22 protein-coding genes are annotated in these 26,225 nt (G+C 49.5%); 7 read left to right on the top strand and 15 right to left on the bottom strand.

The window, feature by feature from the left end; genetic code table 11:
* Positions 1 to 114 precede the first annotated feature (114 nt).
* Positions 115 to 2,448: a penicillin-binding protein 1A gene (locus FJM74_RS13860; RefSeq protein WP_194350008.1), complete on the bottom strand. Its 2,334-nt coding sequence runs from the start codon at positions 2,446 to 2,448 to the stop codon at positions 115 to 117.
* 169 nt (positions 2,449 to 2,617) lie between these two features.
* On the opposite strand from FJM74_RS13860, the gene FJM74_RS13855 reads away from it, so the two are divergent.
* Entirely contained in the window at positions 2,618 to 3,124 is a 507-nt protein-coding gene (locus FJM74_RS13855; protein ID WP_187263214.1) for a hypothetical protein, read from the top strand.
* A 31-nt stretch (positions 3,125 to 3,155) separates the two neighbouring features.
* Complete coding sequence (locus FJM74_RS13850) at positions 3,156 to 3,971, top strand: class I SAM-dependent methyltransferase (RefSeq protein ID WP_187263213.1); 816 nt, start codon at positions 3,156 to 3,158, stop codon at positions 3,969 to 3,971.
* A 392-nt stretch (positions 3,972 to 4,363) separates the two neighbouring features.
* On the opposite strand, the gene FJM74_RS13845 is transcribed toward FJM74_RS13850, so the two are convergent.
* Together FJM74_RS13845 and FJM74_RS13840 are read right to left on the bottom strand one after the other, a co-directional pair.
* Positions 4,364 to 5,470: a DegT/DnrJ/EryC1/StrS family aminotransferase gene (locus FJM74_RS13845; RefSeq protein ID WP_187263212.1), complete on the bottom strand. Its 1,107-nt coding sequence runs from the start codon at positions 5,468 to 5,470 to the stop codon at positions 4,364 to 4,366.
* 10 nt (positions 5,471 to 5,480) lie between these two features.
* On the bottom strand, positions 5,481 to 5,888 hold the full coding sequence (locus tag FJM74_RS13840; protein WP_187263211.1) for a sugar 3,4-ketoisomerase: 408 nt from the start codon (positions 5,886 to 5,888) through the stop codon (positions 5,481 to 5,483).
* Positions 5,889 to 5,975: 87 nt separating this feature from the next.
* Here FJM74_RS13840 and FJM74_RS13835 point away from each other — a divergent pair, with 87 nt between their 5' ends.
* From FJM74_RS13835 to FJM74_RS13825, 3 genes are all read left to right on the top strand, one after another.
* On the top strand, positions 5,976 to 6,578 hold the full coding sequence (locus FJM74_RS13835; protein ID WP_187263210.1) for an IMPACT family protein: 603 nt from the start codon (positions 5,976 to 5,978) through the stop codon (positions 6,576 to 6,578).
* Between the two features lie 163 nt (positions 6,579 to 6,741).
* Entirely contained in the window at positions 6,742 to 7,875 is a 1,134-nt protein-coding gene (corA, locus tag FJM74_RS13830) for a magnesium/cobalt transporter CorA (RefSeq protein WP_187263209.1), read from the top strand.
* 253 nt (positions 7,876 to 8,128) lie between these two features.
* The gene (locus FJM74_RS13825; protein ID WP_187263208.1) at positions 8,129 to 8,683 is read left to right on the top strand and encodes a hypothetical protein; all 555 of its coding nucleotides are present in this window, start codon (positions 8,129 to 8,131) and stop codon (positions 8,681 to 8,683) included.
* 344 nt (positions 8,684 to 9,027) lie between these two features.
* Here the strand turns inward: FJM74_RS13825 and FJM74_RS13820 are convergent, their stop codons facing one another.
* From FJM74_RS13820 to FJM74_RS13780, 9 genes are all read right to left on the bottom strand, one after another.
* Positions 9,028 to 10,371, bottom strand: coding sequence for an ABC transporter permease (locus FJM74_RS13820; protein WP_187263207.1), 1,344 nt, complete (start codon positions 10,369 to 10,371; stop codon positions 9,028 to 9,030).
* Positions 10,364 to 11,275 carry an ABC transporter ATP-binding protein gene (locus FJM74_RS13815; RefSeq protein ID WP_187263206.1) on the bottom strand — a complete coding sequence of 304 codons (912 nt, stop codon included), beginning with the start codon at positions 11,273 to 11,275 and terminating at the stop codon, positions 10,364 to 10,366. Before FJM74_RS13815 ends, FJM74_RS13820 begins: the two co-directional genes overlap by 8 nt.
* 552 nt (positions 11,276 to 11,827) lie before the next feature.
* The gene (dnaJ, locus tag FJM74_RS13810) at positions 11,828 to 12,979 is read right to left on the bottom strand and encodes a molecular chaperone DnaJ (RefSeq protein WP_187263205.1); all 1,152 of its coding nucleotides are present in this window, start codon (positions 12,977 to 12,979) and stop codon (positions 11,828 to 11,830) included.
* Between the two features lie 3 nt (positions 12,980 to 12,982).
* Positions 12,983 to 13,561 (bottom strand): nucleotide exchange factor GrpE, encoded by a 579-nt coding sequence (locus FJM74_RS13805; protein ID WP_187263204.1) that lies wholly within the window; start codon positions 13,559 to 13,561, stop codon positions 12,983 to 12,985.
* 406 nt (positions 13,562 to 13,967) lie between these two features.
* Positions 13,968 to 14,960 carry a GTPase ObgE gene (gene obgE, locus FJM74_RS13800; protein WP_187263203.1) on the bottom strand — a complete coding sequence of 331 codons (993 nt, stop codon included), beginning with the start codon at positions 14,958 to 14,960 and terminating at the stop codon, positions 13,968 to 13,970.
* Between the two features lie 46 nt (positions 14,961 to 15,006).
* Complete coding sequence (locus tag FJM74_RS13795) at positions 15,007 to 15,585, bottom strand: adenylate kinase (protein ID WP_187263202.1); 579 nt, start codon at positions 15,583 to 15,585, stop codon at positions 15,007 to 15,009.
* 124 nt (positions 15,586 to 15,709) lie between these two features.
* Positions 15,710 to 16,252 (bottom strand): hypoxanthine phosphoribosyltransferase, encoded by a 543-nt coding sequence (gene hpt / locus FJM74_RS13790; RefSeq protein WP_187263201.1) that lies wholly within the window; start codon positions 16,250 to 16,252, stop codon positions 15,710 to 15,712.
* A 92-nt stretch (positions 16,253 to 16,344) separates the two neighbouring features.
* Positions 16,345 to 18,597 carry a sodium-translocating pyrophosphatase gene (locus FJM74_RS13785; protein WP_187263200.1) on the bottom strand — a complete coding sequence of 751 codons (2,253 nt, stop codon included), beginning with the start codon at positions 18,595 to 18,597 and terminating at the stop codon, positions 16,345 to 16,347.
* Between the two features lie 581 nt (positions 18,598 to 19,178).
* Complete coding sequence (locus FJM74_RS13780) at positions 19,179 to 20,093, bottom strand: M20/M25/M40 family metallo-hydrolase (RefSeq protein ID WP_187263199.1); 915 nt, start codon at positions 20,091 to 20,093, stop codon at positions 19,179 to 19,181.
* A 108-nt stretch (positions 20,094 to 20,201) separates the two neighbouring features.
* Here FJM74_RS13780 and FJM74_RS13775 point away from each other — a divergent pair, with 108 nt between their 5' ends.
* The gene (locus FJM74_RS13775; protein ID WP_187263198.1) at positions 20,202 to 21,461 is read left to right on the top strand and encodes a tetratricopeptide repeat protein; all 1,260 of its coding nucleotides are present in this window, start codon (positions 20,202 to 20,204) and stop codon (positions 21,459 to 21,461) included.
* On the opposite strand, the gene FJM74_RS22680 is transcribed toward FJM74_RS13775, so the two are convergent.
* The 3 genes from FJM74_RS22680 to FJM74_RS13760 are packed head-to-tail and all read right to left on the bottom strand — an operon-like array spanning position 21,458 to position 24,942.
* On the bottom strand, positions 21,458 to 22,522 hold the full coding sequence (locus tag FJM74_RS22680; RefSeq protein WP_187263197.1) for a glycosyltransferase family 4 protein: 1,065 nt from the start codon (positions 22,520 to 22,522) through the stop codon (positions 21,458 to 21,460). The genes FJM74_RS13775 and FJM74_RS22680 overlap by 4 nt on opposite strands.
* Positions 22,519 to 23,736, bottom strand: a complete 1,218-nt coding sequence (locus FJM74_RS13765) for a glycosyltransferase (protein ID WP_187263196.1) — start codon at positions 23,734 to 23,736, stop codon at positions 22,519 to 22,521. The genes FJM74_RS22680 and FJM74_RS13765 overlap by 4 nt, the downstream gene beginning before the upstream one ends.
* Positions 23,737 to 23,739: 3 nt before the next feature.
* Positions 23,740 to 24,942, bottom strand: coding sequence for a glycosyltransferase family 4 protein (locus tag FJM74_RS13760; RefSeq protein WP_187263195.1), 1,203 nt, complete (start codon positions 24,940 to 24,942; stop codon positions 23,740 to 23,742).
* Positions 24,943 to 24,978: 36 nt separating this feature from the next.
* On the opposite strand from FJM74_RS13760, the gene FJM74_RS13755 reads away from it, so the two are divergent.
* Positions 24,979 to 26,223, top strand: coding sequence for a polysialyltransferase family glycosyltransferase (locus tag FJM74_RS13755; protein ID WP_187263194.1), 1,245 nt, complete (start codon positions 24,979 to 24,981; stop codon positions 26,221 to 26,223).
* The last annotated feature ends 2 nt before the right edge of the window (positions 26,224 to 26,225 follow it).

The raw sequence follows: 26,225 nt of genomic DNA, 5'->3' as shown, positions 1-26,225 counted from the left end.
CAAAAAACCAGAGGTGGCGGTGGTTTGAGAGAACGCACATAAGCCTGAAGGTCCCGAATTGTTTTGGTATCAGAACCCTGAGAACCAATTGGAGAAGCAGGCTAAATGTATAAATCAAATATTACCGTCACCAAGGTTCAGTATCTCCAGTTCCGCGTCTATTATGGCCGTAGAATCTGGCGCCGCTTTCGGCAGCACGGTGGTGCAGTTGTACTTTTTGCTGATCTCGACGGTTGGTTTCGGAAATCGGCCCTGGGTGTAGCCAAGTGCTGTATCTTTGTACACCTGCTCCATAAACAGCCCAAACACAGGCAGCGCGGTTTTGGAGCCTTCGCCAAGGGCGGAGGTACGGAAGTGGATGCTCCTGTCTTCAGCCCCTACCCACACGCCTGTTACCAGGTCTTTGGTAACGCCCATAAACCAGCCATCGGAGTGGTTAGAGGTGGTGCCGGTCTTCCCTCCTATCTCATTGCCTTTCCAGAGGTCGTACTCCCAAAGCGCCTGCGAGGTGCCTCCTGGTTCTTCCATACCGCCTTTGAGCATGTGCATCATCAGGAAAGCGGTTTCCTCGCTCAGCACCTTCTTCTGCTTGGGCACGAACTGATGGATCAGGTTGCCGTTGCGGTCTTCGATGCGGGTAATAAAGCGGGGTGTGGTATAGAACCCACGGTTCGGAAAGGTACTGTAAGCGCCCACCATTTCGTACACCGACACATCGCTCGGCCCTAAGCCTATAGATGGCACCGCCTGCAGCGGGCTGCTAATGCCGAGCCGCCTGGCATACTTCACCACCGTTTCCCAGCCCACCAGTTCGGTTAGCTGCGCCGTAACCGAGTTTACCGATTTACCCATGGCACGGCGCAGCGTCATAGGAGCGCCTGTGTATTCCCAGTCGGCATTTGTCGGCGACCAGTTTTTCTTTTCGCCGTTCTCTACATAATTTATCGTGATGCGGTGGTCCACAATTTTATCGCAGGGCGAGTAGCCGTTATCAATGGCGGCTACATACACAAAAGGCTTAAAGGTAGATCCCGGCTGGCGCCGCGCCTGCTTTACGTGGTCGTACTTAAAATACTTGAAGTTGATACCGCCAACCCAGGCCTTAATCTCCCCGTTAAAGGGGTCCATACTCATCATGCCGCCGTGCAGGAAACGTTTATAATAACGAAGCGAATCAAGTGGCGACATGGTTACTTTCTTCTCCAGCTGCGGATTGTCCCAGGTGAAAACCATCATGTCGCGGGGCGTGTTCAGATCGCGGTTAATAGCTTCCGTGTCGTTGCCATACTTCTGCTGCAGCCGCTTGTAATAGGCGGTTCGCTTAATGGTGGTCTCAATAAAGCCCGGAATTTCGCGGTTCTTTTCATCTACCCAGGGGTTTTGGCCTTTCCAGTGGTTGTCGAAGCGGCGCTGCAACACGCGCATGTGCTTTTCCATAGCGTTCTCGGCATGCTGCTGGAGCCTGGAATCTATGGTGGTATATATTTTCAGGCCGTCGCGGTACAGGTCATAGCCGTTCTGGGTGCACCATTCTTTCAGGTAATCGGCCACAGCTCCCCGGAAATAGGTGGCTGGCCCATCGTAATGGTTTTCAACCTTATACTCCAGCGTCAGCGGCAGCTTGCTCAGCGAGTCGGCCTCCGCCTGGGGTATAAAGTTGTACTTGGCCATTTGCGACAGCACGGTGTTGCGCCTGCGCCGGGAGTTTTCGGGGTTAAAACGGGGGCTGTAAAAGGTGGGCGCCTTCAGCAGGCCCACCAGCACCGCCGCCTGTTCCGGCTTCAGGCTGTCGGGGGAGGTATTGAAGAAGGTTTTGGAGGCTACCTTTATCCCGAAGGAGTTACTGCCGAAGTCCACCGTGTTGAGGTACATGGCCAGGATTTCTTCTTTGGTGTAGCGCTTTTCGAGCTTGATAGCCGTAATCCACTCTTTGGTTTTGGAGATCAGGATGCTCAGGCCCGGCACACGCCCCAGCACCCCTCTGGAGTCGTCGGTTCGGGTTTTGTAGAGGTTTTTGGCCAGCTGCTGCGAAATGGTGCTGCCTCCGCGGCTCTCGCCACCTTGCAGCGTTCCATATAAAATAGAGGCCAGGGCAGAGGGGTCGATGCCGGAATGCTCGTAAAAACGAATATCTTCGGTCGCCACCAAGGCCTTTACCAGCACCGGCGACACCTGGTCGTAAGACACCGGGCTACGGTTTTCGCGGAAGTATTTTCCTATCAGTTTCCCATCTGCTGTATACAGTTCCGAGGCCTGATCGCTGCGCGGGTTCTCCAGCCTGTCGAGGCTCGGCGATGACCCAAACAGGTAGAAAAGGTTATTTTCAACACTAAACAGGTAGAGCCCAACCACAGCCACACCCAGAAAGAAAATCTTCCAGATAAAGCTAACAACAAACCTGTGTACCGTTTTTTTGGGCTTTTCTACTTTTTCTTGCTCTTGCGGCATGCTTATTAAACAGAGAGTCAGTCTCTAAAATTCCAGTTCACGCTTCTTTCGAATCTACTGCAAATATACCCTTTGTACTTAATATACGTGATTTTAGATCTTAAAACTTAGCGAATGTTTCCTTCTTTCTGCCGTCTGGCTATCTTTGTCTGCTTTCAGCTACACCATTATGCAACAGAAACCAGAGGAGTTGTTCCAGCCTATAATCAGCCTGCCCCTGACACGCACTACCCGAAACGGGCAGGTGCAGTACTTCCACTTCGGCAGCACCCACTACACCACCAGCCAGGGCCTGGTGCTCGACATCGGGGCTTATACTCTGGCCCTCGATTGCCCCTGGCAACTGGAGCTCCCACAGGGCGAAGCGATTACGCACAGGCAAATTTTCCTGCAGAAACAGGCAGCCGGCCTGCCTGACCCTACCTTCGACTGGAAAGTGCCCGGCTCTAACATGCGCGACCAGCGGCTAAAGGATCTGCTGAAAGGCGGCTACCCGATGGTGGCAGAAAAAGCCGAACCAGGAGAGAACTTTGGTTTTAAACTTTACTTTACCAATGGAGCTATGCTTTCTGTTACACCCACACCTGCCGATAAGGGCGAATTTTTCTGGCAGATTTTCAGCAACCTGGGCGATGGGTTTAAAGCTGAGGCGGGTCCTGCAGGATTAATACGCTAAGGCAGCAGCAACCTTTTAAGTACAGCACAGTATGCCATCAAAAACTGCTGTGAACTTTCGCGTACATCTTTTTGAGTTCGAGGACCAGGCCTGGTTTCCGCACATTATCCGGCAAGGAATGCTGGACTTCCTGCGCTTCATGATCTCCAGGCTGGGAGCCTACGAAGCGGCCATTCCGCTCCTCCAACAACTCCTCCGCAAAACCCGGCAGGCACATTTTACGGATCTGTGCTCAGGTGCCGGAGGAGGCATAGAAGTAATAAGGGAGGAACTTGGCAGGCAAATGGGCACTCCCGTAAAAGTTACACTATCGGACCTGTACCCCAACCTGGAAGCCTACCAATACCTGCAGGAGCGCTCCGGTGGCCTGATTGATTACATCCCTGACCCTGTTGATGCCACCGCCGTGCCAGCTGCTGTACAGGGCACCCGCACTATTTTCTCCTCGTTCCATCATTTCAGGCCGGAGCAGGCGCAGGCTATACTGCAGGATGCGGCCTCTAAAAGGGTCCCTATCGGCGTGTTTGAGGGAGCCAGCAAAAGCTGGTGGGAGTTAGCCATTCTCTGGTTGGTATTTCCCTTCATTATCCTGATCGTAACGCCATTTATCCGCCCGTTCAAGTTCAGCAGGCTTTTTTTCACTTACCTGGTACCGCTTATCCCGGTTGGCATTATCTGGGATGGAACGGTATCGCTGCTCCGCATGTACACGCCTGACATGCTTCGCAAAATGGTTGCCCATGTGCAGGCACCCAACTACACCTGGCAAGCCGGAAAAGCCGGCGACAAGCCCGGCAAGCACGTTATCTACCTGATCGGGTACCCGGCTCAAGCTGCGCCAAATTAAAAATTAGAATTAAAAATTAGCAGGTTGGGAGGAGGAGTTGGACCAGGAGTAGTAGAGGCTCAAGAGGGGAAAATAATGTGCTAATGGTGTAATGTGCTGATGTGCTAATTGATAAAGGTTAAATGGTTAATTTGGGGATTTGCAGATTAGAAGGTTTGGAAATTTGAAGATACAAAGATTTAGAAATGATTTTTTGGCTGACAATAACGGAGTCGCAAATTTTCAGGCAATATCAGCACTCAACTATTCTGTACATTCTTTTATTCTGTAAATTCTGATTCAGACAAAAGTCATCCTGCTAATCCTCTCATCCTGTAAATCCTGATTCAGACAGACAGGAGCAACAGCACCTCTGGAGGGTCAAAATCATTAGAATAATCACATCCCTACCCCTACCCAAAAAACTCCTTCACCGCCTTCACCACCGCTAGCTGCTCCTCCTCCCGCAGCCCCGGGAACAGCGGAAGGCTCAGGCTGTCGGCAGCCAGTTCCTCCGCGATGGGCAGGTCGCAGGATTTATAACCAAGGTAGCGGTAGGCAGGCTGCAGGTGCACCGGCACCGGGTAATGAATGGCCGTCTGGATGCCTTGCTCCTGCAAGTAGGCCTTCAGCGCATCGCGGCGACTGCTCCGGATGTTGAACACATGGTACACATGGCTGCAATCCGGAGCAGTGATTGGCAGCACCACGTCTCCCACCCCCTCCAGTTTCTGCAGGTACAGCTGCGCCTGCCGCTGTCGCTCGGCATTGGTTTTCTGAAGAGAAGCAAGTTTTACCTGCAGCATAGCCGCCTGCAGCACATCGAGGCGGGAGTTTACACCAATAAGTTTGTTGTGGTACTTTTCTGTTTCGCCGTAGTTGTGGTAGCTGTGCACAAAAGCCGCTATGGAAGCATCGTTGGTTACCACGGCACCTGCATCGCCGAGGGCTCCCAGGTTTTTGGTGGGGTAAAAGCTGGTGGCATTCACGGTTCCGAAGGTCCCGACCGCCTTACCGGCATAGGTGGCTCCGTGTGCCTGGGCAAAATCCTCGATCAGGTGGAGCTTGTGCTGGGTGGCCAGTTTTACTAAAGTGCCCATTTCACAGGCCTGGCCGTAGAGGTGCACCGGCATAATGGCTTTGGTGCGTGCTGTTATGGCGCGTTCGGCTACAGCAGCCGTCAGGTTGTACGTATTCCGATCTGGCTCCACCAGCACCGGCACGCCGCCTGCCTGCACCACGGCATTGGCAGAAGCAATAAAGGTGTTGGCCGGCACAATTATTTCGTCGCCAGGGCCTGTGCCTATCGCTTTCAGGGCCAGCACCAGCGCATCGTAACCGTTGCCTACGCCAATGGCATGCGCTGCTCCTAACATGGCAGCAAACGATGTTTCGAATGCAGTTACTTTTTCGCTGAGGATGTACCTGTTGCTACGCACGGCCTGCAACAAAGCTTCTTCCACGGCAGCCATGCTCCCCTCCGGAAAATCTCTGAACTCAAAATAAGGAATTGCTGCCATTAGAGTATAATTAGCGATGGGCTGTCAGGCGCTTAAACTCCTCGTAATCACGCAGGTAGTCGTCCGGGTCGTAGTCGGTGGAGGTCATGCAGAGGGCGATGGCATCGGGCGAGAAGATGATCTGGGTCCAGCACATGGCTGGTATATACAACCCTGTGGCAGGCGAGGACAGGGTAAAGGTATTTTTGCCAGCTTTGGTTTCGGCTACCACTGTTACGGATCCGGTCAGGGCTACCAGCACCTCTTCGGTGGTTTTATTGGCATGGTGCCCCCGCACCACATCTATGGGCGTATCGTAGGTCCAGAAAACACGGCGCACAGCAAAGGGCAGCCTTTCGGCGTATTGCGTGGAGGCAATAAATCCTTCAGACGCATCGCCAAACTGGTCGAATTTTAAAATATAGGGTACGATAGCCAAATCTGTATCTTTAATTTCAGCTACAAATTAACCCAAATCAGCTTAATTTGCTATACTTGCCTTACATCATTGGCAGCTTACAAATTAATGGAGGACACTTATCGCACCATTGCGGCACCGGCAGAGGGACTTTATAAGGAGAAGGGAAGCAAGTTTATCTCCCTGGCGTACCCTGTCTATTCCGAAGAGGAGGTAAAGGAAATTTATGCAGTCATCAAAAAACAGTATTACGATGCCCGCCACCACTGCTACGCCTATGTGTTGGGAGCCGACAAGAGCCGCTACCGCGCCAACGACGATGGCGAGCCCAACCACTCGGCCGGGGACCCGATACTGGGGCAGATCCGCTCCGCTGACCTGAGCAACGTGCTGGTGGTGGTAATCCGGTATTTCGGCGGCATTAAGCTGGGCGTAAGCGGCCTGATAACCGCCTACAAAACGGCCACTGCCGATGCCCTGGCCCACGCCACTATTGTAGAACAGCACGAGACAACCCTGCTGCAGGTAAAATTTGAGTATTTGCAGATGAACGAGGTGATGAGCCTGGTAAAGGAATATAACCTCGAGATGCGCGATCAGCAGTTCGAGCTCAGCTGCCAACTCACGCTGGAGGTCAGGAAAAACCTGCAGAAGGAGGTAACGTCTAAACTCGAAAGCATGCCGGGTGTGCTGGTGCAGGAGCTTTTATAATTTTGAGTTTTGATTGAGTGATTGAGTGAATAACTGAATTATTCTAATGAAAATGGCCCTCCACAGTATTTTTGCTGCTGCTTGTTTGGGGTCATGAGCACCCGCAAGGGCTGAGGCTACAGGGGGCATGTTTAATTTCTAATTTTTAATTTCTCCCCTGCCCATGGCAAAACGAAAATCCAGGCGATCCAGAAACAATAAAATACTAGACCGGAAAGTGGGGATCAAACCCGGCCATTTGTTTGTTCCCTCCGAGGCGTTTGCGCCCCGGTTCTTCCTGATGTCGTTTAATGAGGAGATGTTTGAGGAGCAGGAGTTTGCCAGCTACACGCTAATGCTGAAGCGCTTCAGGGAACTTCCAGATGCAAAGCACTGGATCGATATAAGAGGCTATGGCGACCTGAGCATACAGGAGCAGCTGGTAACTGATTTCCAGATACACCCGCTGCAGATGGAAGACGTGATAAACGACTACCAGCGGCCAAAGGTAGACGAGTACCAGGAGGGCCTTTTTATGATCACCCGCATGCTGCGCTGGTCCGAAGAACAGAAATCGGTAGAAGATGTGCAGCTTTCTGTTTTCTCAAACGCCAATTTTGTGCTCACCCTGCAAAGCGACTATGCCGATTGCCTGGACCCACTGCGCGAGCGCATCCGTGCCGGGCGTGGCATTATCCGGCAGCGCCCGCCTATTTATATGGTGTATGCCATGCTGGATGTTGTGCTCGATTTTTACTTTCCGGTAGTAGCCGAAATCGGGAAATATGTGGATGAGCTGGAGCACAGGGTATTGAAAGCTTCCTCAAAGGTGACACTGCAGCATATCCTCGACCTGAAAAACGAACTGGTAAAACTCCGCCGCATCGCCTGGCCAGAGCGCGACAAGCTGGTGGAGCTGCTGCGGATGGAAGAGGACGTACTGCCCGAGAACCTGAAAGTATACTTCCGCGACGCCTACGACCACACCATCCAACTCATTGACCTGATCGACAGCCACAAAGAAATGGCCTCCAGCCTGGTGGACCTGTACATGTCTACGGTCAGCAACCGGATGAACGAGATCATGAAGGTGCTCACCATCATCTCCAGTATTTTTATACCGCTCAGTTTTATAGCAGGCGTGTACGGCATGAACTTCGCGCGCGAGAACCCCGAAACCGGCGAAGTATATCGCTACAGTATGCCGGAAATCTACCAGCCCTACGCCTACCCTATTCTGATCAGCCTGATGATGCTGCTCATCCTGCTGCAGCTTTACTTCTTCTACCGCAAAGGCTGGTTCAATAAATCTTTTTAAGGAGCGTGAGGCTGTATTTGCCATTAATCAGCAGCAGCAGGAACAGCAGAATGCTCCGGAAGGCTGTTTTCATTGGAATAATTCTGTTCCGCAGCACCGGTAGCAGCTAAAGTAGAAAGCCCATCCGTCAGAGGATGGGCTTTTGTAATTTAACCTGCAATGTCGGCACGGGCTACAAGCCCGCGCCAGCGGGGGGAATTGGGTAACAGAATGTACTTAAATTGACAATAAGACAATAACTACTAGTAAATAAATGGCAAAAAAAATATACATAATTATAGGATCACTCTGTGTTCTATTTTTAGTAGCATATGCAGCTCTGGTTCATATTTCGAACTCTATAAATAGAGGGATGATATTTGATTCACAAACTATTGAAGAATCAAAAGAAGTGTCTGCATTTCATGCAGAATACCAGGTAGAGTCTTTATCACCATTTTTATCAGACTCACTAAGTAAATACGGCTTTCCTCACTTAGATCTTTCCAACCTTGAGTACTGGGTTGAACAAAAATGGGGAGCGAGGTATGAATACTTATTTTTCAGAAAAATTTATTATGCAGAAGGCAATAGACTACTTATCACAGATCCAGCTTCCATAGGGCCACAGGACCAATTTTATCCTTCTATAAAATTTGCAAAGAAGAATACGACTGAATATAATAAGCATTATAGTACTGGAAATAGAATATTAAGAATTGAAGTTGATAATATTCCTCAAACGATTATTTTAGGTGTCTTTATACAAACAGGTCACGGAGAAGAGGATACCTATATAGGTGATATTGTAATTAAGAAGAAGGATTAGTATAAAGACAATATGATAAACTATCTATTTCCAACCCCCGCTGTTTGGAGCCTTCCGCAGGTGGACTTCAAACTAATAATGGATCAGGAGGAACTCTGTTCCGGGCAGATCTGAAGAACGTTTCGAACTGCAGACAAATCTGCAGGTAACTAGTATTCCAGCTTAATATTTTGGTGTAGTTATAAACTACACCTAGAAAAGGTGGCCAGAACACTCGCAGGAGCTGCGCACGCTGCGAGGTTTAAGCAAAGGCAGATTATTCTAATCAAAATAGCCACTGCGGAAGTGCTCCTCCTCGTGCTGCAGCAGTACAGCAGTGCACTATGGTTGTCTTTGTCTGGAAACTAAACCCTATAAAACAGCCACTTAGACAGCTCCCGGTAACTTACTTTTTTGCCATACATCAGGATACCAACTCTGTAAATGCGGGCGGCAATCCAGGTGGTGAAGATAAAGCCCAGGATCAGAGCACCCATAGAAACCAGCAGTTCCCAGGCCGGAACTCCAAACGGCACCCGCACCATCATAATAATAGGCGATGTGAGCGGAATAACAGACAGCCAGAAAGCCACCGGCCCATCGGGGTTCTGCAGCACCACAGAATACGATAAAATAAACGAGATAACCAGTGGAATGGTGATCGGGAACATGAACTGCTGCGTGTCGGTCTCGTTGTCTACAGCCGCACCCACTGCCCCGAACAGGGAGCCGTAGAGCAGGTAGCCACCCAGGAAGTAAAACAGGAAGCAGCCAAGTATAAGTGGAATATTCAGGTTGCCGAGGGCGCTTAGCGTAGTGCCCATCACCTCTTTGGCCCTGTTGTCTTCTGCCGCCTGCTCTTCTTCGGTCAGGTCGGCCCCTGTTGCCGCTGCCTGCCCCGACATTATTTGTTCGGCAGGCGTGGGAGCGGCCTTAATGCCAAAGGCGGCCTGCACCCCCGTTACCACCACCATCGACAGGATAACCCAGAGCAGGAACTGCGTCAGGCCCACAGCGGCAATGCCCACAATCTTGCCCATCATGAGCTGAAATGGCTTAACCGACGAAATGATAACCTCCACAATCCGGTTGGTCTTCTCCTCAATTACGCCACGCATAATCTGCACGCCGTACATAAAAATGAAGAAGTAAATAATTACCGCCGCTATAATGCCGGCCCCTGAGGTCACCCAGGCGTTGTTATCGCGCTCGCCCTCTTCGCTCAGGTTTACGGTGGCAATGCTGATGTCGGCTTTCATTTTGTTGAGCTGCTCCCGATCTATGCCGGAGGCTATAAAACGCTGGTTTTCGATCTCCTTCTCCAGCATATTCTCCAGCCTGGCTTTTGTCTGGATGTTGGTGTTCTTTTTGGAGTAGACTTTAAAACCCTGCGGATCGTTGATATCCATCTGCGGGATGTAGAGCAGAGCTGTGTTCCCGGTTTCCTGGTACAACTCCTTGGCACTCTCCAGGTCGCCTTGTATGGGTATAAAAAGCAGGTCTTTCTTTGTCTCCAGTTTGTCGACAAACAGGCCGCTTTCGTCCAGCACCATCACCACGTCGGAGCTGTCGGACACGGTGGCCAGCCAGGCGGGCACCACCATAAAGGCAGCCAGGAGCAGCGGCGTCAGAAAAGTCATGATGATGAAGCTTTTTTTCCGGACACGCGTCAGGTACTCCCGCTGAATAATCAACCAGATTTTATGCATGGTGTGTTTCTTTTACTTTTCTGATAAAGATGTCGTTTATGCTCGGTACCAGCTCTATAAAGGAGTGAATCTCTACCCGCTCGATCAGGTACCGGAGCAGGTCGTTTGGTTGCGTGCCATTCAGGAGCTTTATAGAAGCCCTGAACACGCCATGGTTCTCGTGCTGCTCCAGCACCTCAAAATCCGGGTTCAGGATCAGGAGCTTGCCGTTGCCAATTACCTGGTAGGTATCCGTTTTATAAGCTTCCTTTATCTCTTTCACAGAACCGTCGAGCACTTTTTGGGCCCGGTTAATGAGCGCAATATTGTCGCAAAGCTCCTCCACCGACTCCATGCGGTGGGTCGAGAAAATAATAGAGGCGCCTCTTTCGCGCAGCCGTAGTATCTCGTCTTTAATCAGGTTGGCGTTTATCGGGTCGAAGCCGGAGAAAGGCTCATCCAGAATAATCAGCGAGGGCTCGTGCAGCACCGTGGCGATGAACTGCACCTTCTGCTGCATCCCTTTGGAGAGGTCCTCAATGTTTTTGCCTACCCATTCCCTGATTTCGAGCCGGTCTATCCAGCCTTTTATGCGTTCGGTGGCGTCTGCTTTCGTCAGGCCCTTGAGCTGCGCCAGGTACAGGAGTTGCTCACCCACCTTCATTTTCTTATAAAGCCCCCGCTCTTCGGGCAGGTAGCCCATCTCCCGGATGTGGTGCGGCTTCAGACGCTCTCCTCTAAATAGTATTTCGCCGGTATCGGCTCCGGTAATCTGGGTTATAATCCGGATCAGGGAGGTTTTACCGGCACCGTTAGGGCCCAGCAAACCGAAAATACAGCCAGTCGGAATAACGAAGCTGACATTGTCGAGGGCGGTATGATTGGCGTAGCGCTTAGAAACGCCATCAATTTTCAGGATGCTCAAGGTGCTGCATTTAAGTTTAGGTAAAAATAGTTTTATTCTGGCGATAGGGCAATATTTTTGTAACAGAACGCTTTTTTAGATGATAGAGACTAGATTATAGACATTATATTTTTTGTCTGAATCAGAACCCCAAAGAGTTTTGAGTTAATAGTTCTGAGGTAAGAGTTGATATTTCTAAAGTCTGATCTGAAATTCATATAAAATTATTGCACCTCATCCTCAAATTTTCAAATCTTCACATCTTCCAATACTCCCTTATCAACCATTCCACAGGCAGCAACCAACAACCAGTCAATATCAGATCCTCCCATAGCAGTTTTGCCTACTCACTGCCCTTCTCGACCACAGACGGATCTTGCCCACAAGATTTTTCCCAACTGACAAAAGAATAAAGGTTTTAATGGAAGAGGGTTTAGGCGGTTAGGTATAACAATCAGCAATTATTTGAATCAAAAAGCCCCTCCGGAGGCTCCGCTGCTGCACTTGTAAAGCCAAAAAAGCCTGCCTTTTAGGTAAAAGGCAGGCTTTTGTAGAAACTGTAGCGGGAGCTATTTATTGAAAATAATCTTTTACTTTCTCAAAGAAGCCCTTGTCGTTTTTGCCTGGGTGCGGCGCAAAATTATCTGATTCGCGCAGGCGCTCCAGGGCGGCACGCTCTTCACTGTTCAGCGATTTCGGAGTCCAGACGTTGATATGGATCAGCTGGTCGCCTTTGCCGTAGCCGTTTATATCTTTAATGCCTTTGCCGCGCAGCCTGAATATTTCGCCGCTTTGCGTGCCCGGCTTTATGTTTACTTTTACTTTGCCCGTAATGGTCGGCACTTCTATGTCGGCGCCAAGTGCAGCATCTACAAAGCTGATGTACTGGTCGAAAATGACGTTATTGCCGTCACGTTTCAGGGATGGGTGCACCTCTTCCTCTATCTGGATCAGAAGGTCGCCCGGCACGCCGCCGCGCTCCGGCACGTTGCCTTTGCCGCTCATGGAGAGCTGCATGCCATCCATTACGCCGGCTGGCACGTTGATGGTGATTACCTCTTCCTGCAGTTCCCGGCCGCTGCCATGGCACACGTCGCAGTTTTTGGTTACAATACGGCCCTCGCCGTTACAGGTAGGGCACGTAGCGGTAGATACCATCTGGCCCAGCATGGTGTTTACCACCTTGCGCACCTGCCCTGATCCCTGGCAGGAGTTACAGGTTTGCATGTCAGTGCCGTTTTTGGCGCCGTTGCCTCCACAGGTGCCACAGGCCACATGCCGTTTCACCTTTATCTTTTTCTCTACTCCGTTGGCAATTTCCTCGAGGTTGAGTTTGAGCTTAATGCGCAGGTTAGAGCCCTTGCGCGTACGCCGGCCGCCGCCTTGCCTGCCACCTCCAAAAAAGCTTTCGAAAGGGCTGCCGCCGCCACCGCCAAAGATGTCGCCGAACTGGGAGAAGATATCTTCCATGTTCATGCCGCCACCGCCGCCGAAGCCGCCGTTCATACCCTGGTGCCCGAACTGGTCGTAGCGCTGCCGCTTCTGTTCGTTGCTCAGCACCTCATACGCCTCGGCTGCTTCCTTAAACTTGTCCTCGGCAGTCGGGTCGTCCGGGTTTTTATCGGGGTGAAATTTAATGGCGATCTTGCGGTAAGCCTTCTTTATTTCTTCCGGACTGGCTCCCTTGCTTAACCCCAAAACCTCGTAATAATCTCTCTTAGCCATTCGTTACGCTCCTATAATTACTTTCGCGAACCGGATTACCTTCTCGTTTAAGATATATCCCTTCTCAATCACATCTACTATCCTGCCTTTCAGGTCTTCTGACGGAGCCGGAATCTGGGTAACAGCCTCGTGGAAGTCGCTGTCAAATTCGCTACCCACGCCTATCTCTATCACTTTCAGCCCTTTCTGCTGCAACACACCGTCAAGTTTATGAAAAACCAGGTCCAGGCCCTGCAGGGCAGACTCTACGTCATGCACCTCCACTAATGCCTGTTTAGCCCGGTCCATATCGTCGAGCACAGGCAGCAGGTTGCTCATCAGGTCCTCGGTGGCTGTTTTTGTCAGATCGATCCGCTCTTTAGCCGTTCTGCGTCTGAAGTTCTCAAACTCAGCCATCAGGCGTATATATTTATCTTTCATTTCTGCCAGTTCTATGGCAGTCGTATCAGTGTCAGCTGCTTCGGCCGTCAGGTCAGACTGCTCGTCTGCCTCTGCCTGCTCCTGACCGATTTCTTCCAAATTGGCAGTAGCATCCTGTAATTCCTCGGGGTTCTGCTCTTTCCTGTTCTTTTTATCTGACATAATGCCTTAAAAATTTCGGTTGATAAGTCTCTCTTTCCTTTTCAATTAACTTGCCAAACCTGGCCCCGTGACATAGTGGCACGTTTGGAATTGTGAATGAGTGACTGTTTATAATTTTGAATGAGTATTTGAGTAATAAGCAGCATTGGTTGAGGTACAACCTTCTTAATGCTACCAAGTCTCCACTCTACCTGTGCTTTAACTTTAATGTTATAAACAAAAATTAGGTTCATCAGCTGCAGACTTTAGCAGCCCTCCCCCAGGCTGTTCTGCCTGCTTCGACTATAAAAAAATCGGTAGAGGGCTGACAAACCCTCTACCGATCTCGTAATTTATCAGAATACTCACAGAATACTCACTGATGCCTGATACAGAGCCAGGCGACAAGGCCCACTAAACAAGCCAGTTAGCCATTCAGCGCGGCCCAGATCATATCCTTTAGCTGACCAAGGTTCTTTTGGGTGATGCTAGAGATGAAGACGGTTGGCAGGTCCTCTGGCAGGGTCGCTTTTATCTCTGCCTCCAGTTCCTCATCAATCATATCTGTTTTGGTGATGGCCAGTATCCGCTTTTTGTCGAGCAGCTCCGGGTTGTATTTCTCCAGTTCTGTCAGCAGCACCTTATACTCTTCTGCAATATCAGGACTATCGCAGGAGATCATAAACAGCAGCATCGAGTTTCGTTCTATGTGCCGCAAAAAGCGCAGCCCCAGGCCTTTGCCCTCAGAGGCTCCCTCAATAATACCTGGTATGTCGGCCATCACAAACGATTTGTAATCGCGGTAGGCGACCACGCCCAGGTTGGGGACCAGCGTGGTAAAGGCGTAGTTGGCTATTTTGGGTTTGGCGGCAGACACAACAGAGAGCAGCGTAGATTTGCCCGCATTCGGGAAACCAACCAGCCCCACGTCGGCCAGCAGCTTCAGTTCCAGCACCACCCACTCCTCTATGCCGGGTTCGCCGGGCTGAGCGTAACGCGGTGTCTGGTTGGTGGGCGATTTAAAGTGCGCGTTGCCGAGGCCTCCACGACCACCGGGCGTCAGTATTATTTCCTGCCCGTGCTGCGTTATCTCACATTTAAACTCGCCTGTTTCGGCATCCCGGGCAATAGTACCTAAAGGCACCTCCAGCACCTCATCATGCCCCTGCGCTCCTGAAGAGTGGTCGGAGCCTCCGTTAAGTCCGTTTTCGGCGATTACATGCTTCCGGTACTGCAGGTGCAGTAAAGTCCAGAGCTGTGAGTTGCCGCGCAGGATAACGTGCCCGCCTCTGCCGCCGTCGCCGCCGTCAGGGCCGCCTTTGGCGGTTCTCTTGTCGCGGTGCAAGTGGGCAGAACCGCCGCCGCCACGGCCGGAGCGCGAGCAGATCTTAACGTAATCTATAAAGTTTGATGATGCCAAACCTGGTTTTTAAAACTATGAAAATGTTTAGTTCGAAACTTTGCTGCTATTGTTTCAGGCTATCGATGTGCTGGCAGAGCTGATCAAAGATCTCGTCTATCTCACCGATTCCATCCACGGCAAAGAACTTGCCCTGGCCAGCATAAAAATCTGCCACGGGGGTTGTTTTGGTGTTATACTCCTGCACCCGCTTCCGGATCAGTTCTTCATTCTGGTCGTCAGGGCGGCCTGAAGTCTGGCCACGAAGCAGCAAGCGCTTGGTCAGTTCCTCATCATCGACCTTCAGGGCCAGCATGGCAGTAATTTCTGTTCCGTTGTCCTGCAGCAGTTTGTCCAAGCTTTGCGCCTGCGGCACGGTGCGCGGAAACCCGTCGAAAATAAATCCGGAGGCATGGGTATGCTCCTTCACTTTGTTTGCAATCATGCCGATCACCACTTCATCAGGAACAAGCAAACCACTGTCCATCAGAGACTTGGCCTTAAGCCCTAGCTCAGAACCAGCTGCAATCTCTGACCGTAACAAATCTCCGGTTGAGAGGTGGATCAGGTTGTACTTCTCGATTAATTTCTGACTTTGTGTTCCCTTGCCAGCTCCTGGAGGGCCAAACAAAACAATGTTGAGCATATCTTTTCGTGAATGTAAAAGGCAAAAGTAAGTATAAAATTAATATTTTGTTCGTTTTTCTGGAGACAACCTTCACAAAAAATGTTATTTATTGCCTCTGATGCAGAAGTTCTGCGGGCTGCGGTCAGGACACGATCTTGTAAATATCGCGCAGGTTTCTACCTGTTCCGTTATAATCGAGCCCATACCCTACCACAAAATCGTTTGGAATATTTTTCGCGACGTATTTGAGTTCCAGGGGGTATTGCAGGCATTCGGGCTTGACTAGCAGCGCCGCCACCTCCAGCGAGGCAGGCTGCTTCTCCAGAAGCTGCTGCTCCAGAAGCTGCAGGGTGTGCCCGGTGTCTACAATGTCTTCTAATATTATGACATGGCGCCCTTTAATGTCTTCTACCAGCCCCAACACCTCTTTTACCTTGCCGGTGCTCTGCATATCCTGGTACGAGGAGAGGCGCACAAAAGCAATCTCGCAGGGCACCGTTACCCGTTTCAGCAGGTCTGAGGCAAACATAAACGACCCGTTCAATACGGCCAGGAACAGCGGGTTCTTCCCTTCATAATCCTGATTAATCTGATCGGCCAGCATCTGTATCCGGGCAATTATCTCCTCCTCAAAAATATAAGTGCTGAACTGGCAATCGTGTAAGGTTACTTTACGGGGCTCCATGGGCATGAAATTATTAGACTGAACAAAGGTAAGTATAAATAAAAAATAAGCCCAACTTAAAAGTCAGGCTTATTATTACTCAAAAGGTATGCTTACTGTGCCGACTGGCTGTAGGCAAGTACTGTGTTGGCAGTCCGCACCTGATCAGCTGTTGTAAGAGGCGCCTCCTGTTTGGTGTCCATGTTTATCTCGATGGGGCGCTCCGGCACTGGCGGCGCCTGCTCAAGCGCGATATGCGGGGCGATTACCAGCGAGACAATGGACATGAGCTTGATTAGGATATTCATAGATGGGCCGGAGGTATCTTTGAAAGGATCGCCCACGGTATCGCCGGTTACAGAAGCTTTATGTGCATCGGAGCCTTTGTACTCCATTTTGCCGTTTATCTCCACGCCCTGCTCAAACGATTTTTTGGCATTGTCCCAGGCTCCCCCGGCATTAGACTGGAACATAGCCATCAGCACTCCCGACACCGTTACACCGGCCAGCAGTCCGCCCAGTATTTCAGGAGAGGAGGTGTCTTCAAATACGCCCTTGAAGCCAAAGCCAACTATGACCGGCACGATCAGGGCAATGGCTCCCGGCAACATCATTTCGCGGATGGCTGCCTTGGTGGAGATGGCCACACATTTATCGTACTCCGGCATGCCTGTTCCTTCCATAATGCCCGGAATTTCGCGGAACTGCCGGCGCACCTCATGTACCATGGCCATGGCCGCTCTACCTACGGCCGCTATGGCAAGTGCTGAGAAAATAAACGGAATCATGGCTCCTATAAACAAGCCGGCCAAAACAGGCGCCTTGTACAGGTCTATGCTGGAAATACCGGCTATGCCCACAAAGGCGGCAAACAAGGCCAGCGAGGTAAGAGCCGCAGAGGCAATGGCGAAGCCCTTTCCGGTGGCGGCGGTGGTATTGCCCACCGCATCCAGGATATCGGTGCGGCCGCGCACTTCTTTCGGCAGTTCGCTCATCTCGGCTATACCTCCGGCATTGTCGGCTATCGGCCCGAAGGCATCTATGGCCAGCTGCATGGCGGTGGTCGCCATCATGCCGGCTGCCGCAATTGCCACGCCATACAATCCGGCAGCGGCATAAGAAAGCACGATGCCAGCTGCCAGCACAATAATGGGCAACACGGTAGAGTGCATGCCCACGGCCAGGCCGGCAATAATGTTCGTGGCATGTCCCGTAGAGGACTGCTGCACAATAGAGTTTACCGGGCCTTTGCCCATTGCCGTATAATACTCGGTGATGATACTCATAAGCGACCCAACCACCAGCCCCACCAACACGGCCAGAAACACACCGTTGGCTGTAAACTCGAAATTGCGGAGCGACAGGTTCTCTGGTAGGAGCCAGTGTATGGCCACATAGGATCCGATGGCCGTCAGGACAACAGATATCCAGTTGCCTAAGTTAAGGGCAGCCTGTACGTTACCGCCTTCTTTTACCCGCACAAAGGCCATCCCGATAAGGGAGAAAATAATACCCAGGCCTGCGATGAGCATAGGGAGAATTACCGGCGACAACCCTCCGAAGTTATCCGCTACCTCCACTTCACGCCCCAGCACCATGGTTGCCAGAATAGTGGCCACATAAGAACCGAATAAGTCGGCTCCCATACCGGCCACGTCCCCCACGTTATCGCCCACATTGTCGGCGATAGTGGCGGGGTTACGCGGATCGTCTTCGGGGATGCCTGCCTCTACCTTACCTACCAGGTCAGCGCCCACATCGGCTGCTTTGGTATAAATACCGCCGCCTACACGGGCAAAAAGGGCAATACTTTCAGCGCCAAGCGAGAAACCGGTCAGCACCTCTAGGGCCCGTTCCATTTCCAGACCGTTTACATCGGCTCCGATGCTGTGCACAAACAGGTAGTAAAACACGATAAACAGGGAACCCAGTCCCAGCACTGCCAGACCAGCCACGCCCATTCCCATGACGGTTCCGCCTGCAAACGAAACTTCCAGTGCTTTCGAAAGGCTGGTACGGGCAGCCTCGGCGGTACGCACGTTGGCTTTGGTGGCAATGCGCATGCCTATAAAACCGGCCAGCGCCGACAGGAATGCCCCGATCAGGAAGGACACCACAATCAGCCAATGCGAGCGCTCGCTGGAATAACCCAAATAGAAAAGGAAGAGCGATGCTATAACAGCAAAGTAGAACATCACTTTATATTCTGCCCTGAGAAAAGCCATGGCGCCATCAGCGATGTGCCTGGCAATAGTGCTCATGCGCTCGTTGCCGGCAGGTTGTTTCGTGACCCAGGCCGACCTGAACCAGGTGTATAATAGAGCAGCTAATCCGAAACCGGGAATTGCGTAAAGGATATTTTCCATATAAAAAGTGTAGGGTTTAGTATTGTAAAATGCACTCTTTAAAGAAAAGGTTTTGTACTGAAATATCCTAACGAATATTAGCATTAATCTTTACCAATTTATTTCCTGCAATCTGTTCTGGAAAAGGGCGTTGCGAGATTGCACAGCAGGATCAGGGAAAGCATATTCTGAAGCACCTCAGAAGTATAACTTATTTTAGATTCCAACTCAAAGCCAGTATTTATCAATTGCACAATTTAAGTCATTATCCTCTGATGCACAATAGTTTATATAGACAATATCAAATTTTTTACTGCATGCTACTCCGAACTGAATTTTAATGGACGAATAAAACACAGCAACCCGTTGCTATTGCCGCTGCTCCCCAAATTATTCTAATGAAAATGCCCCTCCAGAGCTTTCAGCTGCTGGTGAAATGAACACAGGATGCAGCACACAGAGCGCTTCTGAAATTAAGAGTTGAGTATTGCAATGTGTTTTGTGGTTCCTGTTCAAATTCCCTCATCAACCATTCAACACCCAATAATCAGTTACCAGCAATTATTCGAATAAAAACAGTCCTTCAGAGGCACTACTGCTGCTTACAGCTTCTCCATCAGTGCCCTGTACAAGGCTACCATGCTGGCTATGTCGGCTTTATGCACAATCTCGTTGGGGGTGTGCACATTGTCTTCGGGGGCACCCACAAAGCACCAATCCCAGGGGTAGTGGCTGCGCTGCAGCTCCTTGGCATCGCTGCCTCCGGCGCCCTCTACCTCCAGTTGATAAGGCACGCCGGCCTCCTTGGCTATGGAAATAATCCGCTGCACATACGACCTCCTGGGAATCAGGCTGTCGCGCAAGGAGATGGCTACACCTTTGCCTGCCTGCACCCCTTCCGTTACCCAGGTAATGTCTGATATCAGCCCCTGCCGCACCCCGTACTGCTCATAAATATAACGCGAGAGGTAGGATACAGAGCCACCGCCATGCTCCTCCCAGCAACTGAAGGCAATAATGCCATTCTCCAAGGTCTCTGCTACCTGCAGGGCACTCCATATGCCCAGGCGGTTATCGAGGTAGCAGGACTGCACCGCCTCCTCTGTCTCCCGGAAGTCGCATTTAAAAGTCAGCTCCGTGCCGCGTTCTATTTCCCGCTCAAACTCGTAGGTCAGGTCGCCTTCTTCGGCATCGTAGGCAAGGGTGCATGCAATGGGTCCCAGCGCATCCTCCCCCACCAGCTTATAGCCGTTTTTGATGTCAGGACTGCCGATGGGCACAAGTTGGTGGCCATACCGCACCGTGAAGCCGATGGAATCCATGTGTGCAAAAATGGCTGTTCGGGGCTCCCCGAAAACCAGCAGGATACAATCCTGAAATTCATGCCCGCTCAGCACCACAGGATTTGCTTTCCACTGAACTTTATGTTTCTCTATATAGTTAAACAAGAAGTCAGACAGCAATCTTTCGTTGCCTGCCGGCGCATGTATTTTACACAGTTGTTCCAGGAGTTTCATTTTAATTTCTGATAGTTGTCATTCAAATTTAGCATAATTGTTGTTACTTTTATCCTTTCGGTATCTGAGAGGCAGTTTTGCTGAAAACCCTGCATAGTATCTTATTTCATGAAGAGATTTCTAATTGTTGCTGCTAGCATCCTTTTCCCGCTTTTTGCCTCTGCCCAGGAGCAGGCGCCTCAAGCAGATACGACCCTGACCGACTCCGTCGCCATGCCGGAATACGATTTTTCGGAGGTGGAGGTGCTGCCGGAAGGAAATGTAAAGGGGATGCTTCTGATAAACAAGGACATCCAGTATGAGCTGGAAGGCGCAGTGGACAACATGTATAATTTTAAGTATGAACGTGCCGAGAAGCAGTTTAAGTCGCTGCGCCGCCGCTACCCGGAGCACCCGATGGCGTACTTCCTGTTGGGGCTAAGCAACTGGTGGAAGATCGTGCCCACCAACATTCAGACCACCCAGTATGATGACCTTTTCTTTGCTTACATGGACAGCACCGTTCAGAAAGCAAATGTGCTGTACAACCAGGACAACAAAAATTTTGAGGCGGCCTTTTTTCTGGCAGCGGCCCATGGCTTTGAGGCACGCCTCCATTCGGAGCGCAGCAACTGGCGCAAAGCAACCGTGGCCAGCAAACGCGCGCTGGAGTTCATGGAAAAAGCCAAGTCCGGCAACGGCCTGAGCCCTGAGTTCCTGTTCGGTGAGGCGCTCTTTAATTACTACTCCATCTGGATTCATGAAAACTACAAGCTGCTGCGCCCGGTGCTCGCCTTTTTCCCGAGTGGCGACAAGCGCCTGGGGGTGAAGCAGCTCAGCCACGTGGCCAACAACGGCTTTTACACGGCCACAGAGGCCAAGTTCTTTCTGATGCGGATTTATGCCAACGAAGAAGGCAATCTGGCAGATGCGCTGCGGGTTTCGCAGGACCTGATTACCCGATACCCCGACAATGCCTACTTCCACAGAACCTATGCCCGCCTGTTGTTTGTGCAGGGCCACTTTACAATGGCTGAGCGCGTGTCGCTTGACATTCTTGACAAGTTGAACAACCAGATGCCTGGTTACGAGGCTATCAGCGGTCGCTATGCCGCTTATGTGCTTGCCTACATAAATCATAACAAGTACCGCGACTTCAGCAAAGCGAAGCAGCATTACCGCCAGGTCATTAAATATACGGAGCAAACCGGCGAAAAGAACTCTGGCTACTACCTAAGCTCTTTCTTAAACCTGGCCAGAATTGCGAAAGAGGAGAAAGACATGAAAGAGGCCAAGCGCTACTACACGATCGTGATCAACAACAGCGAAAAGAAGTCTGCCAATTTCAAGGAGGCCCGCACGTTCCTAAAGGAGAACAAAAAAATCTAGGAGAACAGGCTCAGAAAGGTGGTGGTATTGGCTGTTACCGAATAATGCTCCTCTACCTGCGCCCGTCCGGCCGCACCCATCTTTGCCCTTAGCTCAGGATCAAGTATTAGCTGCTCCAGCCGCTTGTACCACTCCTCAGGCGTGCTGCAACAAAAACCGGTAATACCATCCACCACAGCAGACTTGTTAGCCCCCACCGCCGACACAACAGCCGGGATGCCCAACGCCATGTATTGCAGTGCTTTAAAAGCGCATTTCCCTTTCGCCCACTCGGTATCAGGGAGCGGCATAATGCCGATGTTGAGCCGGAGCAGGTCTTCTACCTCCGTTTCTTTACGCCAGGGCACATACGTGCAGGAGATCAGGTTTAACTCCGGAGCTTTATCGGCAATTACAACAAACTCAAACTGGTACTGCTGCTGCAGCTGCTGCAACACAGGTTCCACCAGCCGGAGGTAAGGCAGCGTGGAGTGCGAGCCAGTCCAGCCTACTGTAACAGTTTGGCTGCTTTGTTGCTTCTGCCGTTTGTGTTGCTGCCGGGTATCGATGGTGGTGGGCATCAGCACGGAAGCTTTATTGAACGCCAGCGCGTATTGCTGCAGATAGCTGTTGCCACAACTCACTCTATAGCTCCAACTGCAGATAGCAGCCGTTTTGTGGTGCCACTTCAGCCGGGCAGCTATTGTGTTGCCAACTGATGCGTCAGGTAGCCAGATGGCATCGTCAAAATCGAATATGATTCTCTTTTTCCACACCTTTGCCACCAGCCACTCAAACCAGGGCGGGCCTACAGGGGTGGCTTCGCGGTGAATGAATACAATATCGTACTGGTGGAGACGGGTTATGAGCAGCCCCCTCTTGAGAAAGCCCTGCAGCAGCCCACCAATTTTTTGAATGATTTTGCCCCTCTGGTAAAGCACACGCCAGCTGCTGCTGCTCCAGAACGGGATTACTTGAATTAAAACGCCCTTCTGCTCCAACTGCGGCAGGTACTGCTCAAACCGGAAGCGCTGGGAAGCGGCCTGGCCTAAAGGGTAGGGCACTACAAAGAGTACCTTCACGACACTTCCCTGTTTGCACCAAAGAAATACTCATACGCTTCTTTGATTCGGTCCGGCGACCGGTACTTGATGGCTAGCTTCCTTATCTCTTCCCGATGCCCGGGCTGATTTATAATTTCCTGTATCTGGAGGATAGCCTTTTCCACACTTCCGGGTACTGCTACGTTAAAGAGTGCTCCTCCTCCCTCATTTTTGATAATATCACTGTCATCGCCTACGCCTTCTGTCAGCAACACGGGCAGGCCGCTGGCCCAGTACTCGCCTATTTTGACGGGGGAGCAGTATCTGGCAGAGGGATAAGATTTTATGGTGGCGAATGCAAAATCTGCGGCAGATAGGTAATCCGGCACTTCTTGATGTGGCACTGTAAGCACAAATATTTTCTTTTCATCTAAATTCGTCCTTCGAGTGTTTTCACAAATTACCACATGCTCCTGCGGTGTCAAAATTAGCAGACTAAAGTTAGATATCAGTTCAAAGCAAGACTGATAAATCGCAAACGCATCCTCTTCAAAATAGAGCCCTCCAAATTTCCCCACATACACACCAACTGTAGTTTCGGCAGCTATTCCTAAGTTATATTTAACCTTACTTCTCTTAGCCGGATTGGACAAAAATTTGGTCATGTCCACTGCATTACGAACTACTCTGATTTTGCTAGCAGGGGCCAAACTATTGCTACTTATTTCCTGCCTGAATGCCTCCGAAACAGCTAACAAACCTTTTGCATCTCTTGCCTGCTCCTTTTCCCACTTCTTCTGATAGATATACCTTGGATCATATCTCCCCCAAATACCTGTTTCCAACATATAAGCTGCATGAGGTTCATAAAAAGCCACATAGTAGGTAAGGTTCAGCTGTTTTGTAAGCAAATGCACCAAAGATGCTGCAGGTGTACTAAAGGCTATAATATCAGTAATATTATGATCTAGGACCACCTGTTTCAACAGCTTTGGAAATAGTAAAAAGTCATAAATCTTATTGAGCAGGTTTATGGGTATGTTTTGACTGAACAAGGGTATATGCCGCACGTTTCGTATTCCGTCAAGTACACGCTCATCTAGCTCGTGCTTCCGGTCACGCTCTATAGTAGCGAAAAGCACAATATCAACACTAGGCAACTGAGCTATAATCCGGAGGTGCGGAAGAATAGAACCATGGGTAAGTGGATCATTCATGCCCCAATAGCATAATACTAAAAGTCGCTTCGACATACCTTAACTGTTTATCAAATCTAGCAATTGCCTAACATGCGTCTCTGCTGAAAACCTGTTTTTTAAGTCTTTCATAATCTTATTTCTGTCTATAAGAACAGCCTTCTTGTTCGAATAGATAAAAGAAAGAACTTTCAAGCAATCTTTTCTAGACTTATTTTTAAAGGTAAACCCTGTAACTTTATTCTGAACGACCTCTTTTAGCCCTCCTGTATCAGAAGTAAGTAGGACTGCGCCAGCTTGTAAAGCTTCTAATGCTGAGAAAGAAAATCCTTCAAAAAAGGAAGGAACTACCACCAAATCAGCAACTTCTATCATTCTTCTTAGGACCGGGTTTGGCAATGCCCCAGTAAGCGTAACAAAAGGCTGTAGTAGTATATGATTGGCTATAGCAGCCTCTATTTCTGCTCTTCCAGGACCTTCCCCAACCATATATACAGCCAGTTCAGCAGGAAGAACTTTGTTTTCTTGAATAAACAATGCCAAGACTTCTATAAAAAACCGCTGCCCCTTATTATGGTGCAACCTATTCGGCAAAACTATCCTATAGCTATTTGGCTTGCTCTGTAGAAGAGCACTTATCCTTTCCCAAACAACTTGGTTTTCTGATGATAGCTTACTACTTCCATATACTGAATTATAGATAACTTCATGCCTGCGGAGACGGATCAGGTTTGACTCAATATCATGCTTTACGGCGTATGACACCGATATGTGGGCATCATCAAGCCAAAGTGCCAGTACTTGATTTAGGCTGTTCATGCCAAAGCGTGCAACAGAGTTTACCGGATGCTCTACATATTGTATGCCATGAAAGTACTGTAGTAATTTAAATTTCACTCCAGAAAGTAACGAAACAAGTTTTACCAACCTCATTATAAAATGAGCATAGGGCGCATGTGCTACTACTGCTTCAATATTATTTTTCCTGATGAACCTTAGTATAGGAGAAACAATGCTATAAGAATTAAAAAAAGCCCTTGCCGACAGATATGACGTTGATAGGTTTAGGAGTAGCTTTCGTTCATTGGGTATCTGAATTTCAAGCTCTTCTATTACTTTTTCATCAACTGGGCCTAGTATGATCAGGAAAACATGAATGTGGTTAAGTTGTAAAGCATTTAGTTGAGTAGTAACTTGCATCGTTATTCCTTCGCGAGCTATAGCTGGTGCAATAATAGCAACGTTGTTTTTCTTTAAGTCCATGCTTTTCTGGCAACCTTGAAAATTTTGATCTGAGAAATGGGGAAGAAACCGACTTTACTGATTGTTGGCAATTTTAATAGAGCTGATTATCTAGACTTGTTTCAGGTATGTAAAAGTCATTTCAGGTTTTATTTCGCAGAATTTGCATCCCCAAAAGAAATAACCAATAATTACTATCAAACTTATGGAGAAGCCATTTTCTGGGGAAATTATAAGCACACTTTCCAGTTGATCGAACAAATAGCGCCATCTAAAGTAATTTTCTTCTATATTGAGTCATACTTTCAGCTAGCGCTTTTACTTACCTGCAAGGTACTAAAAATACCTACTTATCATTTAGACCACGGCATCAGAGATATTAATATTAATGTGAGGCTGGAACAACATATACTAAACCAGAAAAAGCCGGCTCGCATGTCTTTACTCCTGAACAAACTTTCGCAATTTTCTGCCAGGTTAAGAGCCCACATATTTCTACGAAACACGGCACGAGAGCTACCGGAGCCATTTTCAGACTTTTTACGAGAATTTATCAAGATAAGAAGTCAATACAGCTATCTGGATACTTTCAAGAAACTAAAGACCCCACTCCGAACTGCAGATTTTTATATTTCTTTTTGTCCTAAAACACATAGTGTGCACGAGCATTACGATTACCTGTTAGCTCAGCAAAAAGTATACTTTACAGGCATTCCTTATTTCGATAGGCTTGCTACAGTTACCGCAGCCCCTCAACCCGAAGTAAAGTCTCTCCTTTTTGTAGATCAGGGACTAGCACATCGTGAGCTATTTGGATGGAACAGGCATTATTATAAACAACTGGTACAACAAGTTATAGAACAGGCAGCTAGACTAGATTACCACATTTACCTAAAGCCCCATCCTGAACAGTCACCTTGGGAGCAAGGCCTCTGGCCCTCGTATTATAACACAACAGTTATTGATAATGATCACCTGCTAAAGCTCCTCCCGAAAGTTAGTTTGGTCATGGGTTTTTTCTCAACCTACCTCTTGCCTTTAGTCGCGATGAAACATACAACGGTACTTACCTTGGAAAACCACCCCGCAGGCAGGCTAGACGTATCAAAATCTTTTATAGACGCAGGTGTGGCCTATCCTCTTTATAATATGCAGGATCTGGAGTGGGCACTGCAGCATATAGACGAACTCCACCAGCAGCAACTCCCCCACAAGGCAAAATTCACAGAAGACTGGCTGTACAAATTTGACGGGAAGAGTGGCGAACGCCTGCGTGATATATTGCTGCAGGATGAATTATAATA

It is taken from the genome of Pontibacter beigongshangensis (genome assembly GCF_014332515.1).
In the GTDB taxonomy this organism is placed as follows: Bacteria; Bacteroidota; Bacteroidia; order Cytophagales; family Hymenobacteraceae; genus Pontibacter; species Pontibacter beigongshangensis.
The sequence above is the reverse complement of the archived record's forward strand: the minus strand, read 5'-3'. Positions and strand labels throughout refer to the sequence as shown.

What these genes read in the sequence shown, in the direction of transcription:
- FJM74_RS13860 (WP_194350008.1), bottom strand. Translation starts at nt 2,448, where the DNA reads ATGCCGCAAGAGCAAGAAAAAGTAGAAAAGCCCAAAAAAACGGTACAC.
- FJM74_RS13855 (WP_187263214.1), top strand. Translation starts at nt 2,618, where the DNA reads ATGCAACAGAAACCAGAGGAGTTGTTCCAGCCTATAATCAGCCTGCCC.
- FJM74_RS13850 (WP_187263213.1), top strand. Translation starts at nt 3,156, where the DNA reads ATGCCATCAAAAACTGCTGTGAACTTTCGCGTACATCTTTTTGAGTTC.
- FJM74_RS13845 (WP_187263212.1), bottom strand. Translation starts at nt 5,470, where the DNA reads ATGGCAGCAATTCCTTATTTTGAGTTCAGAGATTTTCCGGAGGGGAGC.
- FJM74_RS13835 (WP_187263210.1), top strand. Translation starts at nt 5,976, where the DNA reads ATGGAGGACACTTATCGCACCATTGCGGCACCGGCAGAGGGACTTTAT.
- corA (WP_187263209.1), top strand. Translation starts at nt 6,742, where the DNA reads ATGGCAAAACGAAAATCCAGGCGATCCAGAAACAATAAAATACTAGAC.
- FJM74_RS13825 (WP_187263208.1), top strand. Translation starts at nt 8,129, where the DNA reads ATGGCAAAAAAAATATACATAATTATAGGATCACTCTGTGTTCTATTT.
- FJM74_RS13820 (WP_187263207.1), bottom strand. Translation starts at nt 10,371, where the DNA reads ATGCATAAAATCTGGTTGATTATTCAGCGGGAGTACCTGACGCGTGTC.
- dnaJ (WP_187263205.1), bottom strand. Translation starts at nt 12,979, where the DNA reads ATGGCTAAGAGAGATTATTACGAGGTTTTGGGGTTAAGCAAGGGAGCC.
- FJM74_RS13805 (WP_187263204.1), bottom strand. Translation starts at nt 13,561, where the DNA reads ATGTCAGATAAAAAGAACAGGAAAGAGCAGAACCCCGAGGAATTACAG.
- FJM74_RS13795 (WP_187263202.1), bottom strand. Translation starts at nt 15,585, where the DNA reads ATGCTCAACATTGTTTTGTTTGGCCCTCCAGGAGCTGGCAAGGGAACA.
- hpt (WP_187263201.1), bottom strand. Translation starts at nt 16,252, where the DNA reads ATGGAGCCCCGTAAAGTAACCTTACACGATTGCCAGTTCAGCACTTAT.
- FJM74_RS13785 (WP_187263200.1), bottom strand. Translation starts at nt 18,597, where the DNA reads ATGGAAAATATCCTTTACGCAATTCCCGGTTTCGGATTAGCTGCTCTA.
- FJM74_RS13780 (WP_187263199.1), bottom strand. Translation starts at nt 20,093, where the DNA reads ATGAAACTCCTGGAACAACTGTGTAAAATACATGCGCCGGCAGGCAAC.
- FJM74_RS13775 (WP_187263198.1), top strand. Translation starts at nt 20,202, where the DNA reads ATGAAGAGATTTCTAATTGTTGCTGCTAGCATCCTTTTCCCGCTTTTT.
- FJM74_RS13765 (WP_187263196.1), bottom strand. Translation starts at nt 23,736, where the DNA reads ATGTCGAAGCGACTTTTAGTATTATGCTATTGGGGCATGAATGATCCA.
- FJM74_RS13760 (WP_187263195.1), bottom strand. Translation starts at nt 24,942, where the DNA reads ATGGACTTAAAGAAAAACAACGTTGCTATTATTGCACCAGCTATAGCT.
- FJM74_RS13755 (WP_187263194.1), top strand. Translation starts at nt 24,979, where the DNA reads ATGGGGAAGAAACCGACTTTACTGATTGTTGGCAATTTTAATAGAGCT.